14 protein-coding genes are annotated in these 13,781 nt (G+C 64.1%); 2 read left to right on the top strand and 12 right to left on the bottom strand.

Going from position 1 to position 13,781, the window contains the following annotated elements:
* Positions 1 to 6: 6 nt before the first annotated feature.
* The 4 genes from ACFV4K_RS00400 to ACFV4K_RS00385 all read right to left on the bottom strand — a co-directional run bounded on the left by ACFV4K_RS00400 (position 7) and on the right by ACFV4K_RS00385 (position 7,087).
* Positions 7 to 1,506 carry a hypothetical protein gene (locus ACFV4K_RS00400; protein WP_379270845.1) on the bottom strand — a complete coding sequence of 500 codons (1,500 nt, stop codon included), beginning with the start codon at positions 1,504 to 1,506 and terminating at the stop codon, positions 7 to 9.
* 3 nt (positions 1,507 to 1,509) lie between these two features.
* A complete protein-coding gene (locus ACFV4K_RS00395) occupies positions 1,510 to 4,371 on the bottom strand; it encodes a hypothetical protein (protein WP_379270843.1) in 2,862 nt (953 codons plus the stop codon).
* 104 nt (positions 4,372 to 4,475) lie between these two features.
* Positions 4,476 to 4,682 carry a hypothetical protein gene (locus ACFV4K_RS00390; protein WP_379270841.1) on the bottom strand — a complete coding sequence of 69 codons (207 nt, stop codon included), beginning with the start codon at positions 4,680 to 4,682 and terminating at the stop codon, positions 4,476 to 4,478.
* Positions 4,683 to 6,463: 1,781 nt separating this feature from the next.
* A complete protein-coding gene (locus ACFV4K_RS00385; protein ID WP_379270840.1) occupies positions 6,464 to 7,087 on the bottom strand; it encodes a hypothetical protein in 624 nt (207 codons plus the stop codon).
* Between the two features lie 264 nt (positions 7,088 to 7,351).
* Here ACFV4K_RS00385 and ACFV4K_RS00380 point away from each other — a divergent pair, with 264 nt between their 5' ends.
* On the top strand, positions 7,352 to 8,305 hold the full coding sequence (locus ACFV4K_RS00380; RefSeq protein ID WP_379270838.1) for a hypothetical protein: 954 nt from the start codon (positions 7,352 to 7,354) through the stop codon (positions 8,303 to 8,305).
* Between the two features lie 405 nt (positions 8,306 to 8,710).
* Positions 8,711 to 9,676, top strand: a complete 966-nt coding sequence (locus tag ACFV4K_RS00375; RefSeq protein WP_379270836.1) for a hypothetical protein — start codon at positions 8,711 to 8,713, stop codon at positions 9,674 to 9,676.
* Between the two features lie 123 nt (positions 9,677 to 9,799).
* On the opposite strand, the gene ACFV4K_RS00370 is transcribed toward ACFV4K_RS00375, so the two are convergent.
* From ACFV4K_RS00370 to ACFV4K_RS00335, 8 genes are all read right to left on the bottom strand, one after another.
* Positions 9,800 to 10,006 carry a hypothetical protein gene (locus ACFV4K_RS00370; protein ID WP_379270835.1) on the bottom strand — a complete coding sequence of 69 codons (207 nt, stop codon included), beginning with the start codon at positions 10,004 to 10,006 and terminating at the stop codon, positions 9,800 to 9,802.
* 166 nt (positions 10,007 to 10,172) lie between these two features.
* The gene (locus tag ACFV4K_RS00365) at positions 10,173 to 10,715 is read right to left on the bottom strand and encodes a hypothetical protein (protein ID WP_379270833.1); all 543 of its coding nucleotides are present in this window, start codon (positions 10,713 to 10,715) and stop codon (positions 10,173 to 10,175) included.
* On the bottom strand, positions 10,715 to 11,110 hold the full coding sequence (locus tag ACFV4K_RS00360) for a hypothetical protein (RefSeq protein ID WP_379270831.1): 396 nt from the start codon (positions 11,108 to 11,110) through the stop codon (positions 10,715 to 10,717). Before ACFV4K_RS00360 ends, ACFV4K_RS00365 begins: the two co-directional genes overlap by 1 nt.
* A complete protein-coding gene (locus tag ACFV4K_RS00355) occupies positions 11,107 to 11,382 on the bottom strand; it encodes a hypothetical protein (protein WP_379270829.1) in 276 nt (91 codons plus the stop codon). The genes ACFV4K_RS00360 and ACFV4K_RS00355 overlap by 4 nt, the downstream gene beginning before the upstream one ends.
* Entirely contained in the window at positions 11,382 to 11,966 is a 585-nt protein-coding gene (locus tag ACFV4K_RS00350) for a hypothetical protein (RefSeq protein WP_379270828.1), read from the bottom strand. The genes ACFV4K_RS00355 and ACFV4K_RS00350 overlap by 1 nt, the downstream gene beginning before the upstream one ends.
* Before the next feature lie 2 nt (positions 11,967 to 11,968).
* On the bottom strand, positions 11,969 to 12,235 hold the full coding sequence (locus tag ACFV4K_RS00345; protein WP_379270826.1) for a hypothetical protein: 267 nt from the start codon (positions 12,233 to 12,235) through the stop codon (positions 11,969 to 11,971).
* 2 nt (positions 12,236 to 12,237) lie between these two features.
* Complete coding sequence (locus ACFV4K_RS00340) at positions 12,238 to 12,705, bottom strand: single-stranded DNA-binding protein (RefSeq protein ID WP_379270824.1); 468 nt, start codon at positions 12,703 to 12,705, stop codon at positions 12,238 to 12,240.
* Between the two features lie 189 nt (positions 12,706 to 12,894).
* Positions 12,895 to 13,773, bottom strand: coding sequence for a hypothetical protein (locus tag ACFV4K_RS00335; protein ID WP_379270823.1), 879 nt, complete (start codon positions 13,771 to 13,773; stop codon positions 12,895 to 12,897).
* Positions 13,774 to 13,781: the final 8 nt, after the last annotated feature.

The following is a 13,781-nucleotide window of genomic DNA, read 5'->3' as shown; positions in this document are numbered from 1 at the left end:
TCTTCCTTACGAGGTCGGTGAGACTGTGACGGTCCCCCGCGCAAAGGAGGCGAGGATGCGCTTGTGGGTCTGGCGGGGCAGATGGCGGTTGCCCGGTTCTCCGAAGGGGGTTCCAGGTCGGGCGGGAGCCTCCTGAAGCAGCTTGTCGAGGCCGGGGCGCGACACCAACAGCAACCCGTGAGTGGCGCGCGTGCACGCGACTGCGAGGCGGCCGAATGCCGAGTTGAACTCGTCCAACTCGGACGCTCCGGTGAGCGGGTGGATGGCAATCGTGATGCCGTTCGTCTGCCCCTGCCATGAGTCGACCGTGGAGGCAATCAGGTCGGACTCAGCCAGGTTGTGTTTGGTGCTGAGACGAGCGACGGCATCGGCGGCGTCGTCAACTGCTTGGTTGCGGGTGGCGAGAATGGCGACGAGGGGGTCGGCCGGGCTGGAGCCAGGGCGATCCAACTTGGTCTTGCCGCTCGGTGTTCCTTCTTCGTTGTAAACCTGCTCGGAGAGGATGAACCCAGCCGTGAACAGGTCGTCGAGCAGCTTCTCGACGAACTCGATGAGTGGGAGGTCCACATCGGCAGCTTCGGCATCCGGCAGCCCGTCGACTTCAAGAAGTGTGGGCACCCCGGTGGCGACGGACTCCCACACGGCCTTCGCCGGGCCGGACAGGTTGCCGAGTTCGATGGCACGGTCGCCGGGAGCAGCGACGGAGTTGAGCGACTCCCACTCGGGGTAGAACGCGCGCCACAAGCCCAGCTGTTCGCCAGTCGGACGCCAGACGGCAGGCAGTTCAGTTGCCCACGTCTTCGTGTCGTCGCCGTCATAGGCGGTCGGCCAGGCGCGGTAGGGGTTGAAGCCGGGATCGCCGCGCCACGGGTTTTCGGCGATTTCCAGTGGCGGAAGCTGGCCGACGTCACCGACGCCGACGTGGATGGGCGCGGTGTAGATGATTTTGTCGAACAGGTGATGCGGCAGTTGCCACGCCTCGTCGACGAACAGGACGTCGAAGCGATAGTCGCCGTGGAAGGCCAGCCCGAAATGACTCTGGACGTGTTGACGCGTCATTCCGAGCATATGGGTTGTAGTCAGCACGACGGGCACGTCTTGTGGAATCGCTTTCACGGAGTCCACGACTGTCGCTGACGCCTTGACCGAGTCCGGCACGTCGTTGAACACGCGCTTGGACGTCCACAGGTACACGGTGTCCTTGCCGAGCTCGTTTCCAAGCGAGCTAGCGAGCGGCCAAAGCTGCCGGTTCTGGAACGCAGTCACGGCGGCGCGTAAGCACTGGGGCTGGGCGATGGAGTCGCGGATTAGTCCACGCAGCAGGAACGACTTGCCAGCGCCGGCGGCTGCCTTGAGCAGGATGCGTTGAACGTCGGAGCTGCCGTCAAGAGCGTCGAGGAGCTGCCCCTTGGCGAGCTTGGCCGCAGTCTCATTCTGGGATGCGGCACGCGAGTGGTGGTAGGCGTTAGTGGCGACGAGCGACGGTGGGGTAAACGTAATGGTCATGGGTTACTCCACGTCGTCCGTCGTCAAGTCCTCGGGTGGCTGCTCGGCCGGGCGATCGGCCGGGTCAGGCAGGTTCTCGTCGGCGGCATTGACGTCAAACGCGTCCGAGTCGACCACGGGCGGCCACACTTGTGGGTTGAGCTCACCGCGCGCACGGCGATCAGCGAGGACATCTGACCATTCGGACTCGGACGCTTCATGGGGTTTGCAGCACCACTGATGATTTGCCGGGTCATCGGCGTACGAGTCAGGCGTGCACGTCTGCTTCGGTGCTGAGGACGAGTCGACGCTTGGCTTCTCCACGTTCAGCCATACGTCCCCTTTATTGGTGGAGAACCACGTGAAGTCGGCGACGATCAACTCGTCGCCGACCGCGAACCCAAGGTCGTGGTGGGGGGTCCACGTGTATTGGCGAGGCTGTGCGCCGGTGGCCGTGAGCTCGCCGATGGGCATGTGGGAGATCTTGAAGCTGCCCTTCAGCGCCCGCACGGTCACGTAGTCGGCCTCGACGAGCGCTTCACCGTTCATGTGGAGCGCGACGATGCGCGACGCGTCACCGATGCGACGGGAGTCAACTTCGATCGTCAGCGGCGAGTCGTCCACGACGCGTGCAACTGCGAGTTGTCTGATTCCCGCGTCTTGGGCAGCGTCGTACGCAGCGAGCGGGTTCGTCATCAGGGTCATCTGTGCGTTGAACTTGTCGTCCGCTTCGAGAAGCGGCACAGCGTCGTTGCGCCACCAGCGGGAGGTGCGGCTGAAACGGACGAGGTCGGAGGCGTGTAGGTCTAGTCGTCGACGCCACACGCGCTGAGCGTCGGCCTCCACGGCACGCACGGCGGGCTGCATTTTCGATAGCTCGAACTCGGCCTGAAGGATCGAGACCGCTTTGTCGAATACATTGGTCTTGTAGGCGAGTTCGGCGCGGATCAGCTCGTCGTAGAGCCTCGGTTCGGCAGGATGCGACAAACCGGGCCTGTCGCCCGTGAACGACTCGTGAATCGCGTTGGAACGGACCGGTGTCAGTTGAGCGCCGACCGCGTGCTCTGACTTCTCGACTAACTCAGCGAGCGCCCGATGATCGATCCTAGGGGCACTCGGATCCGCCCACGGCGTGAGGTAGTCAAGACGAAGCGAGTTGACAGCCGGTCCGCCGGCCGTGACCAGCGACGCGAGTGCTGCACGCAGGTCGACGATTGCCGACCGAACTGTCATAGTGCGGTTTCGGTCCTGCTCCAGCAGGAATGAGACAGCTACTCGATCCTTCTCCGGAAGCCGGGGAGGGACGACCGCGGGTTCCCCGTTGAAGGTGAGCGCTGGACGGCCCTGATGCTTGTCGCGCTCCCAGCGCAGCCGGGAAAGCTCCTTGCCTGCCGCGCTGTCTGCGATCGAGACGAGAATATCGGCGGTCTTGGAATCGGGAACGACCAGATGGACGGGAACTGGATTGTCAGCATCTGCCTTGAACTGTTCCGTGATGGCTTTGTTGAGCTCACGGCCGAGCATCTTCAGAATTGCCCTGCGGGTGTCCTCGCCGTCTGGGTCGTCGTACACCTCAACGTGCCAGGCTTCGACTCCAACCTTCGTGACACGCTGGACCGCGATGCCATAGACGCCGAGTGCAGCACCGTCCGACTTGGCCAGCACCACGTTGACGGTGCCGGGTTGGCCGATCGGGTCGAGGCGTCGCTGACCCGACTGCATGCCGGTGCCAGCGAGCGTCGCTTCGACTTGGCGGCGGACCGAGTTTGCGACTTTGCCGACGGGCGTGATGCCGTCGATCAGTCCGACAGCGTGTGCCCGGACTTCAGGCTTGACCCCGAGTTCGATCAGCAGGTCGGCCGGGTCGGCCGACTTCTGTAGCTCGGCGCGGCAGTACGCGAACATGTCGCAGCTCGGGCAACTGTCCGGCGAGTAGTTCGCTTGAAGGTGGGCCAGGTGGGTCGGCAGATTGCCTTCAACACCCGCTGGGAAGCCAGCTACCTCTGCGGCGCGCTCTCGGACACGCATGCGGACTTCCTCGCGATGATCCGTCAGGTTCTCGATAACCGCAGTTGGGGACAGCGACGTGTTGCGCGGCACAGCGAGGACGCCGAACAAGTGCACGTCCATTCCGACAGGGAGCTTCGTCCATGCTGTTGCTGACTCGGCGCCGAGAGCCACCTGCAGGAACCCTTTGAGGAGGCGGCCGTCGTCGATCTTGGAGCGAATCCGCTGGTAGTCCTTGGCGTCGCCGACGATGAGCCAAGAACCATCGACTTTGCCCCCCTTGGTCGGAACCTTTGGCGCGACCACGGCGAAGTCGGGTCTGGCGTCTGTGGCGTTTGCGCCATCTAGGCCGAGGAAGGGGACGGCCAACTGATGGATCAATGTGGCGTTTCCAAAGGCGACGGCCGCATAGTGGGCCTTCTCCAGGATCGCAGCGGTCTTGGCTACGTCGACGTGCGCGTCGGCCACGACGACAGCGTTTGGCCTCTGCAAGCCAAGGGCGCCCACGGAGACGGTGACCACTTCGGACGCGAAACGCCTGTCGCGGACGAGTCGCTCGAACGCCATCGCCCGCATCCAGCGCAGCAACGGGATCGTGCTCTGAGGTCCTTTAGCGTGGCCGACCTGTTCGGCGAGCTTGCGTCGCGTGACGCCCGTGATCAGGGGATCGGTGCCGCGGAACCGTGCACACGCCGCGTGTGACGATGCGGCGACGGCGCTGCTTGCGCCCCCAGTTACCTTCACCGACAAGTGCAGCTCCAGCTGCGATCCGCGCAAACCGCCGCGGACGCCGCAGCCCACCCGAAGACGATGTCGGTGGTCGAACTCACGCTGAACTCCTTGGTTCACTACATGGCTGCCATCGTGCAACCCGATCAAGTGACACCCTAGCGAAGGTGTCCGACAGATTCTGGAGACGCGCGACGTTGGGCCGCTTCGTATTTCGGGATTCAATAGGGACCGAGAACTTGATCAGGTGGCGGTCAGGCGTAGGACCCGGTCGTCAGGTTCTGCGCTGCCCCATAGCTGAGTGCGGTGGTGCCACCACAATTCGGCGTCGTCGATTCGGCGTATCTGCTGCAGCAGGTTGCTAGTCTGCCCATGGCCTCGACGTTGCCGCGATCGGCGGCCTCGTGGTACCACTCGTGGGCTTCGCGGGATTGGCCTTGCGGGTCGGCGAGGCCGGTCATTGCGCCCGTTGATGCCCCGAGTATCCGCGATCCCGTGAGCGGCTTCGTTGAGCAGCGTGCCGAGCGCGTCGGCCGCGCCGCGCTGCAGCCCCTCGCCGGCCACGAATAGATCGTGGAGTTCGTATTCGCCGTGTACCCACCGGTTTGGGGCGAAGTGCGCAAGAGTGAGGTCGGTGCCGAGGGATTCCGAGCCCACGGTCAGCACGACGTCGGGGACGTCCGGGTGGCGGGATCGGATTGGGCCCGTGTGCCTTCTAGGGCGGCGACGGAGTCGGTCATGATCTCCGAGTCCTTCGGTGAGGTCTTGACACGTACGTGTCAAGCGGCGGCCCATCGGGTTTAACACGTTCGTGTCAATGTGGTGGAATCCCTGGGCGCGCGTCGCGCTCCTCGAGGGGGCAGGCCCGGCGGCCTGACTCTCGACGCCTGTCCCTCGTGCCGCAGGATCCGCAGATGTGCGGGAACGCGCCAATGCGTGCACGGGCGAATTCCGCTATCCGGGCGGCTAGGCGGCCCGCTTGACAACCACAGCGGAATTCGCTTGTGCCGGGCGTGGTTCCGCACATCCGCGGGGGCGGCACGATCACACTGCGGCGCGCGCCCAGGGATTCCACCTACCAGTTGCGGCCCACCCGACCGCACTTCGCGCCGGACTCGAAACAGCCGCGGTGCCTACCGGATCCGACCACGAACCCCGCCACGTTCGCATTCCGAGTGACCCCCTGCCGGACGCCACCGCCTACGTGGCCATCGCTCGCGCACCCTTTGCCACCGACCGGTTCACCGCACTCGACCGCACCGATTCCCCCATCGTTACCTATCTCTTCTCATACTGAATTCACTTGTTACTCAGAGTTTCTCTGCTTCCCAACCCTCTAACCTTCCTTCAGTCTCATGCTCAGAGGACAGCAAATACGCACTGATGGGTGTATTTGCTGTCCTCTGAGCATGAGACTGATTACCGCTGATCAGAGGGCGGGAAACGGTGAGACTCGCCTGCGCAACGTCGAACACGATCTACCGTCGTTTGTTGATCGCGTCGCGGGGTGTTCGGCGTTTATCCGGTGTTCGTGTGCTGAGGGCACCATCGCGTGCCGACCGTTATCGGGGGTCATGCCGTGGCTGCTCGATGGTCCGGTCCCGCGTGTCGCGGGCTCGGAGACGCTGCCTGGTGTCGGGTCGGCTGTTCGGATTCTGTTCTGCCGGGTGAGGCTGGGTGAGGCGCGTGATTGTATGCGGTGCCGCCCCTCCCGAGCCAAGAACGAATTTCCAGCTGGCTTGCCAGATCCAGTCACGGTGGTGGGGTGATGGGGAAATTCGTTCTTGGCCGTGAGCCTCTGCGGCACCGCGCCGGGCAGTGATACCGGGCAGGGCGGGGCCTGCCCGTCCAAGCCACGCGCCCCCACCCCGCCCTTCAGCGCGACAAATGCTGCTGTGGCGGTCGAGTGTCCGCAGTGGCGGTCGGACCTAGCCAGACACCGTTTCGTCGACAGCCGACCGTCACGATCTCGACTGATAGTCGTCCGTGGCCGTTTCCAACCGTGCACCATGCGGCAGATGAGTGCGTTGCGTAGTCGCCGTATCAGCTCTTGGGCGAGAGTCAGGCCGATTGCGCCGACTGCTCAGCCGGGACGTTTCTCCTGACGAATGCAAGCGCAGAAGTCACCGGCTCCGATTTGACCGACGCGAGACATGACAAAACCAATATCTGGTCTGAAGGATTCGCGCTCGACACACCCCGCTTGCGCAGGAATAGCTGCGCAGGCTGGCTGAGGGAGTCATCACACCCAGCCGTCCCGGGTCGCCGATTCGAGGACTTCGTGCCCGAACTGGCGCAGCAGGCTGTAGTGGGCGTCGACCGGAAAGATCGTCTGTCCCTGCGGAAACGGTGCTGGGCGGTCGTAGGTGAGCGAGCCGGTGATGCCGATGAGTGGGACCCCCGACAGCAGGGCCTCATAGAACTCTTCGAGCTCCTCATCGACGTGTGCGCCACCGTCCTTGTTCACGACCGCGAGGATGATTCGCTGACGGAAGATGCTGGTGGCGTTGTGGACGAGCAGGGGCTGCCGGGACCACCACTCGGCGATCGAAACCGGCTCCAGGACAGCCCGATCACGCAGAGGCGACACCCGAATTGGTGTAGCCGAGGATATGTCGATCGTCAGCCCGAGGAGATCGCGCCAGTCACCGAAGTGCTGTTTCGTGGCGTGGATCGTCGTGGGTGCGGCCGTACCGAGGTGCGTGACCAGCGAGGTGCTCGTGCGCGTCTGATGGAACAGGACACGGAGTTTGGTAGCGATCGTCAGGGCTTGTTCCTCGTCTCCAGCATCGAATCCCGTGCAGGCCGTGCGTAGCAGCCGCAGCTGCTGGGCGAGTGCTTCCTGCATCCGCGCCGTGTCGGTCACCGTGTGCCCCCTTGCCGTGTCGGCAGTCCCGAGTCTGGGTACATCGTGGCATCGCGGGCGGGCTTGTGTCCGCGCAATATCGCGGAGACGCCGGCCGGTTCGATCCACACGGTATGCGACATACACGAATGCCCGACTACGATATCGACCGTCTCGGAGAACGGCCGTTCGAGCAGTTGATCGTCAGCCTCACCGCCAAAGTCCCTGGGCCGGGCGAGGTTGCGGCCACAATGGAAGTGACCATCGGCCTTGTATTCTCCCTGAGTGACACTTCTGGTATCCGCTGTGACCCGGAACCATGCGTTTCACGCGAGCGATCAACTCGTGACGTATGGACATGCCGACCTGACCGTCGAGCACGATACGAGGGCGAACAAGACGATCGTTATCATCGGGTCAGATTGTTGGCTCGTCCTGGGGTACACGGGGGTGGCGTATCTCGACGGTCGCCCGACTGATCAGTTCATCGCTGAGGCTGTGTCCGGTGTGGCCGACCTTTCGTGTGGCGGGATTCTGATGCGAGGGCTCGGCCAGTCGCTACGGATCCACTTCGAAGAGATCGGCCGGCGGATCGTCGAGAGCGTAGATGCTGCCTTCAGGCGGCTACCACGGGCCGCCCAGAAACACAAACTGATCCTGATCGGCTCCGGGCTGCAGTTCACCAAACCGACTTGGCGGCACATCATCTTCCAGGTTGAGTTCAACAAGGAGGGGTGGGACAGCGTAGGTGACCCCGGTCGGGGGCCATCATGGAATTCTTACGCGCTGAACGCTGCCGGAGACGTCCAAAAGCCCATCATCAAACGAGCTCACGAGCGAATCAAGGCAGAGGGAGCTGAGTCGCCAGAGAGGATCCGGTCGATCATGGTCGATGCGGTGCGGGAAACCGGCGCAGCATCGAAACTGGTCGGCGAAAACGTCATATCGGTGATACTCGCACCTGAGCAGTCCGAGATCGGAGTTTACTTTCACCTATCGGACGCTGGGCCGGCGATCGAGTTGCCGAGCGCCAATCCTGATCGAGTCCTCCCGCCGCCCGCGGTCTACACGCCCTTTGTGCTCCTGCCGTCGGCAGTGCATTGTCCGTCAATCGCAAGCGCCGGGGTGTCCCGAGTAGATGGTTTGGCACTCAAATTCCACGGACCTTCCTCGACTGTTGGAGGCGGTTTCCTTCACGGTTACGACCGTGAGCCTCCGCCCAGAGTGCGGCGAGGCTGACCAAAGCGAGCGCTTGCCACCGCTTTCCGGCCTGACCAAGGCCGTACTCGGGCACGGAGCTCGATGACGCCACGGTCCGCGCGAACCGGGGCATGCGGATCACCCGTGTCGAAGACCAGCAGCGACCTCATTCGGGCCAGCAGACGCTGATTAATGCCGCGCTCGCGGACAAGAAGTTCACTCGCTCGTTGGCATGAGCGGACGCCTTCGAAGTCGTGTGGGGGGCTGGTTGAACTGGAACCGAAAGCCGCAGCTGGAACTAGAGGTGACGGTGCGTGCCATGTTCGTGAGTGTGGTTGTGGAGGGGTGGGTGCTGAGTAGGCTCCGGTGCAGCGTGATCACCGCATGGTTCGGGTCCGCTCTCGAACGATTCGGTGGAGTCCGGTCGCATCGAGGAGAAATGGAATGACCACCACCACACCCACATTCACCGTGTTCGCCGTCATGCCGGTCCTGGCCGTCGCCGCCCAATCTGTTGCCGCAGGATCTCCTGGACAGCCGGGTCTTGCTGTTCCGGGGGACGGCCAGCCCGGATTGAGCACCACACCTGCAGCACCTCCACTACCAAGCCTGTCGGACTATGTGCCGGATCCACCGGCCCCACCGGCGCGTCCCCGGCCCCGTCAGCAGATCAACCCACCACTCGAATCCACGCCGCCGACATCCGACGCTACCGATACCACCGAACTGCCCGCCCCGGAAGAGATGGCGACTGACCCACGCAGCCTGCGGGTCGGCGAAACCACGGTGGCGCTGCCGGATTGGGTCGATGCGAAGTCCCGCGACAAGGCGCAGGCATATCTCGACTACGCCGAATGGCAGATCGCCGCCGGGTACGACAGCATCGGGTTCAGCCGCGACCAATCCGACCGCCGCGCCGCTTCGACCGTGACCGGCGCAGTAACAGGCGGCGTCGCGGTCGCGGAAATCGCCTCGGTGCCCGCCGCGATCGTCGGATGCACGGTGGGCGCGGCTGTCGGCGCGCTCTCCGGTGCCGTCCTAGCGGGACTTGCTACCGCGGGCGCGGCGGCGCTGCCCGGAGCCGGGATCGGGGCCACTATCGGCTGTCTTGCCGCCATCGTGGTCACCGCCGTCCCGGCGCTCGCCGTGGGTGCTACCGCTGGTGCCGTGGGTGGCGGCGCTACCGCCGGCCTTCTCGGTGCCGGAGTCGACGTACCCAAACCGGTGAACGTGCCGCCCCTGATCGACGTGGCTGCGCCGCAATCGGATCCGCCGACCGTCACCGCCGCCGACCCTCGTGTCACGCCCGAGACCGTGGTCGGCGCGGCGGTCACTTCACTACGCACGGCGATCGCCGCTATGCCTATGGTCGGCCCCGAACTCCTGGCAGCACTACCCGGCGGCGGATAGCGCCAGATTCTTTGGTGGTACCGATATCGGGTTGGTGCTCGGCCTGATAGAAACAGGGCGGAGCCCAGTCCACCTGTATTGGACTGGGCTCCGCTCGTGTATTCAGTTATGTTGCCGGTGTGATCATTTGAACAGTGTCAGCTGGTTCTTGTGGGCCTTCCGCTCGCAGTCGTCCCGGTAGGTCTTGGCCAGTATCTTCACCCTGTACATCGATAGATCGAAGTCCACGGCGATCGATGCCCAGCTGACCCCACGGTCGTACTGTTCCTGGATCTCCCGCCCGAGCCGAAGCTGCGTTCGCTGACTCATCGGTTTCTTCGGTTTCGCCATGCTCGGACACCTCAGCTGGTGTAGGCATCTTCGCGCTGGCACTCGCCGTCCTGGATCTCGCACCCTGCCTCTTCACAGAGTCCGCACAAGGTCAGCGTGTCTACCGTTCCGACCGCGATGTCGAAACAGTCCCGGCATCCGCACCACCGGTAGCACGAGGCCGCGGTCATGACCGTGGCTCCTGCTGTTGGTCGTCATCGGCGTCATTGCCGTGGCGGCGGAGTGGCTCGGCGCCCCAGGTCTCGTAGAGACCACAGTCGGAGCACCATGCCAGCCGGAATCGAGACGGATCCCATTGCGACACCGGAACATCGAACATGGCCGCGCCGCACAAGCAGTTCGGTACCGTCGCGTCCGGCTCAGTCGGATAGGGCTCGTAGGGTTCCCAGTGATTGCACTCGGAGCAGTGCCACACCAGAATGACGCGGCCCACCTCCGTGTCGGAGCCGTCCGTCATGCGCGTTGGGAAGACCGCCATGGGTTCCCTGCAGCACATCATCGGTTCGACCCGGTCGATGCGCGTTTGCGACATCCATTCCTCGGGCAGTGAACTGCCTCGCGACATCCACCTGTCCAGATCCTCAACCGCGTCGATGAGGTCGAACAGGATGCGGACCGCCGTGTTCTGGTCGTAGTCGAGCTGTCCCGAAAGGGAGTAGTTCTCTCCGATCAGTCCACGGATTCGGGTCAGGGCGGTGTTCGGGTCCATCACGCCCCCTCGCCGGCCACTGGCTCCCGACAAAGGTTGTGCTGGACCTGGAGCGCGCTGAGATCCCATTGCAGGCACTGCACCTGATCGAGCAGGTCCTTGCATTCGTCCTTCAGCTCGTCGCGTTCCTTGATCAGTTCGGCGACCCAGATCGCGTGGGCCTTGGCGTTGGCGACGACCGGTGCGTCGTCGTCGAGCGGGACCGCGCGCTGGAGCGCTTCGTTGATCGAGACCAGCAGTTCCACCGCGACCTGTCCGGACAGCTCGGCCGATACCGACCGCACTTGCCCGGACACGGTGTAGAGGAAGGTGAACCCGAATGTGTTGCCCGGATCCATCTTCACCAGCAGCCGCCCGTACCGATCGGCGCGCGCGGCGGCGACGTTGCGGGTCATCGCTGCACCTCCTTCGGATCCGAGAAGGTGTGGTGCGGGTGAAGGGCTTTGGCGTCGGTGACCGCAGCGTCGATGAGATCACGCAGGGTGATCGCGTTCTCGACGCTGAGCGGGATCGGCACCGAACCGGCTCCGTACTCCGTGCGCAGTTCGACGACGACAGTGTCGACGATCTGGCCGTAGTACACCTCGAACGAGCCACCGACCTGGGTCACGATGTGCACGTTGTCGGTTGCCGCACCGCTGATGTGGTGTCCGAATCGATTGCGCATCACGCCACCGCCCCAGTCCAACGCGGCACTGCGGCGTGCGTTGCGAACTCGGTCGTGTGCCCCCAGTGGGGCACTTCGGCGTCATCGATCCAGCTGATGCGATCACCGCAGACCTCGCACCGCGAGGACGGGCTCGGGACGGGCTCGTGATCGTTGATGGAGAACGGTTCGTGCGTCCACCACCGATAGCTCCCGTTGTCCATCAGCCCGATTCGGCCGTCGCACACCCCGCAGAATGAGAACGGGGTGTTCGCCAGCGTCAGCACGGTGCCGTCCACGATGACGGTCGCCGCGTCGTCGACTTCGTTGTCAGTGACGCTGATCATGGGGCCTTCGAACTCGGTGATGGCCGCGTTCAACTTGTCCCGCAGGGTTCGGGCTTCGCTGATCGTGAGATCGGCCAGCACTCCTTCGAAAGTGTCGACGTACCAGCGGATCTCGATGTCTCCGCGGATGTCGTCGATGGACAGGAAGTCGACCGTTGCGTCCGGCATGTTGTGCCAGGACGTCGAGGTGATTCCAGTTCCGCCGCGTCCGTGCAGTCCTTGTGAGACCGCGCGGGCGTCGGTGCTGAGGAACGCCATGATCAGAACCCCGTTCCGTCGTGGTCGTCCCGGTCCACGCCGATGGCGTCGAGCAGGGCGTTGTCGAACAGGTCGTGCAGTGCGATGGCCTGGTCGATCTCCAGCGTGAACACCATGGTGTGGCCATCGTTCACGTCAGGACAGACGCTGAACACGATGGCGTTGCGGTCGGCGTCGTATCGGGTGGAGAACCCGACCTCGGCCAGCCCGGACACCGCGCTGTGGTCGCTGTCGTCGTGGCCGCAGTTGCCGATGTAGGGATTGCGCATGATCACGCCTCCTCGGGCTCGGGCTGGAACTCCGCGAACGGGTCATCACTGCCCCGTGCCGCGGTCGTCTTGGCTGCGGTCTGGCCGCCGGCGCGGGCACCGGTGAGGGCGCTGCGCTTGATCGGCTTGGCGACGGCGTATTTCAAAGACACCCCGATCTCATCGACGGTCAGCTCCAGCACGGTGCGCTTGGCGCCGTTGCGGTCCTCGTAGCTGCGCTGGGTGAGCTTTCCGGTCACGATCACCCGCGATCCCCTGATGAGGGATTGGGCGACGTTGTCGGCAGCATCGCGCCACAGGGCGCACCGCAGGAACAGTGCGGGACCGTCTTTCCACTGGCTCGACTGGCGATCGAACTGGCGGGGCGTCGATGCGACCGTGAAGTTCACGACCAGCTGACCGTTGACTTCCCGAAGGTCGGGATCGTCGGTCAGGTTGCCGATGACGGTCAAGGTGGTTTCACCGGACATTGTTCTCACTACTCCATTACTGAATTGGTTGTGTCCGTTGATAATTGGCTGCCGTAGCGAGGCTGCGGCATGGGTGGATGTTGTGAATTCGGTTGGGGTGCAGCCAGAACGGCTGCTCTTTGTCGGGTGTGGTGGTGTCCTCCTTTCTGGTGTTGTTGTTGAAAACCTGGGGGGATTCAGGCTGGTCGCTCACGCTTCGGCCTCCATTTCGGCGATGAACTCCGCAGCGGCTTCGGCGGTGGTGTGCGGTCGATAGCTCGGTTTCCACGGGTCGACCTGGGGGTCTCCGTTGGGCCACCCTGTCGCCGGTACACCCTCGGCCTGATGCCCAGTTGCCGTCCCGCCCGCATGCGGGCGTTGCTGAGCAGTCGTGAAGCTGGCGCTGTGGTGGCGGGCCTGCTGAGTTGCGCGCGGCCGTCCATTCCGGGTGGTTGCCGAGGCGACGGTCGCGGCCGGCTCGGGGATGAGTTCGGCGACTCGGGTTTCGAGGCGTTCCAGACGACCGGAGAGATCCTCGAAGCGTCGCGTGGTCTCGCGCTGCCTGTCGGTCGTGTCGGCTGTTCGCGCTGCGGCCTCATCGGTGGTGGCTGCGAGCGTGTGCTGATGCTCGGCTACTTTGTGCGCGCTGGCCGCGGCGGCGAACCGGGCCCTCGCGGCCGCCGTGCCTGAAACAGGTCGGAACACGCTGTGCGGTACTGGCTTACCGGGGGCAGTCTCGATGGCGTTGAGGGCTTGTACGACTTGCCCGCGTTCCTCGACGGTGAGGACGGTGTTGTGGATGGTGTTCTCGATGCTCGCCCGTAAGCCCGCCAGGTAAGCGCCGGCCTGCGCTTGTTTCTCCGCGCTAACTCCTTCGGCAGCACGGGCGAAGGCGGCGCTCGATTCGCGCTGGTACTCCTCGGTGCGGGCCTGATACCACGCCCGTGTCGTTCCGATCTCATGGTTCAGCAGCTTCTGCGCATCGTGGATCTCGGCCGCGAACTGCTTGTACTCCGCGCGTGAAAGCTTCACCGATCCGTCAGCGGCGGCACGCTGAATGCGAGCCACCATCTGCAACAGCAGCGCCATCAGCTGAG

It is taken from the genome of Nocardia sp. NPDC059764 (assembly GCF_042732555.1).
In the GTDB taxonomy this organism is placed as follows: domain Bacteria; phylum Actinomycetota; class Actinomycetes; order Mycobacteriales; family Mycobacteriaceae; genus Nocardia.
Note: the sequence above shows the minus strand (reverse complement) of the source record. Positions and strands in the feature narration are given on the sequence as shown.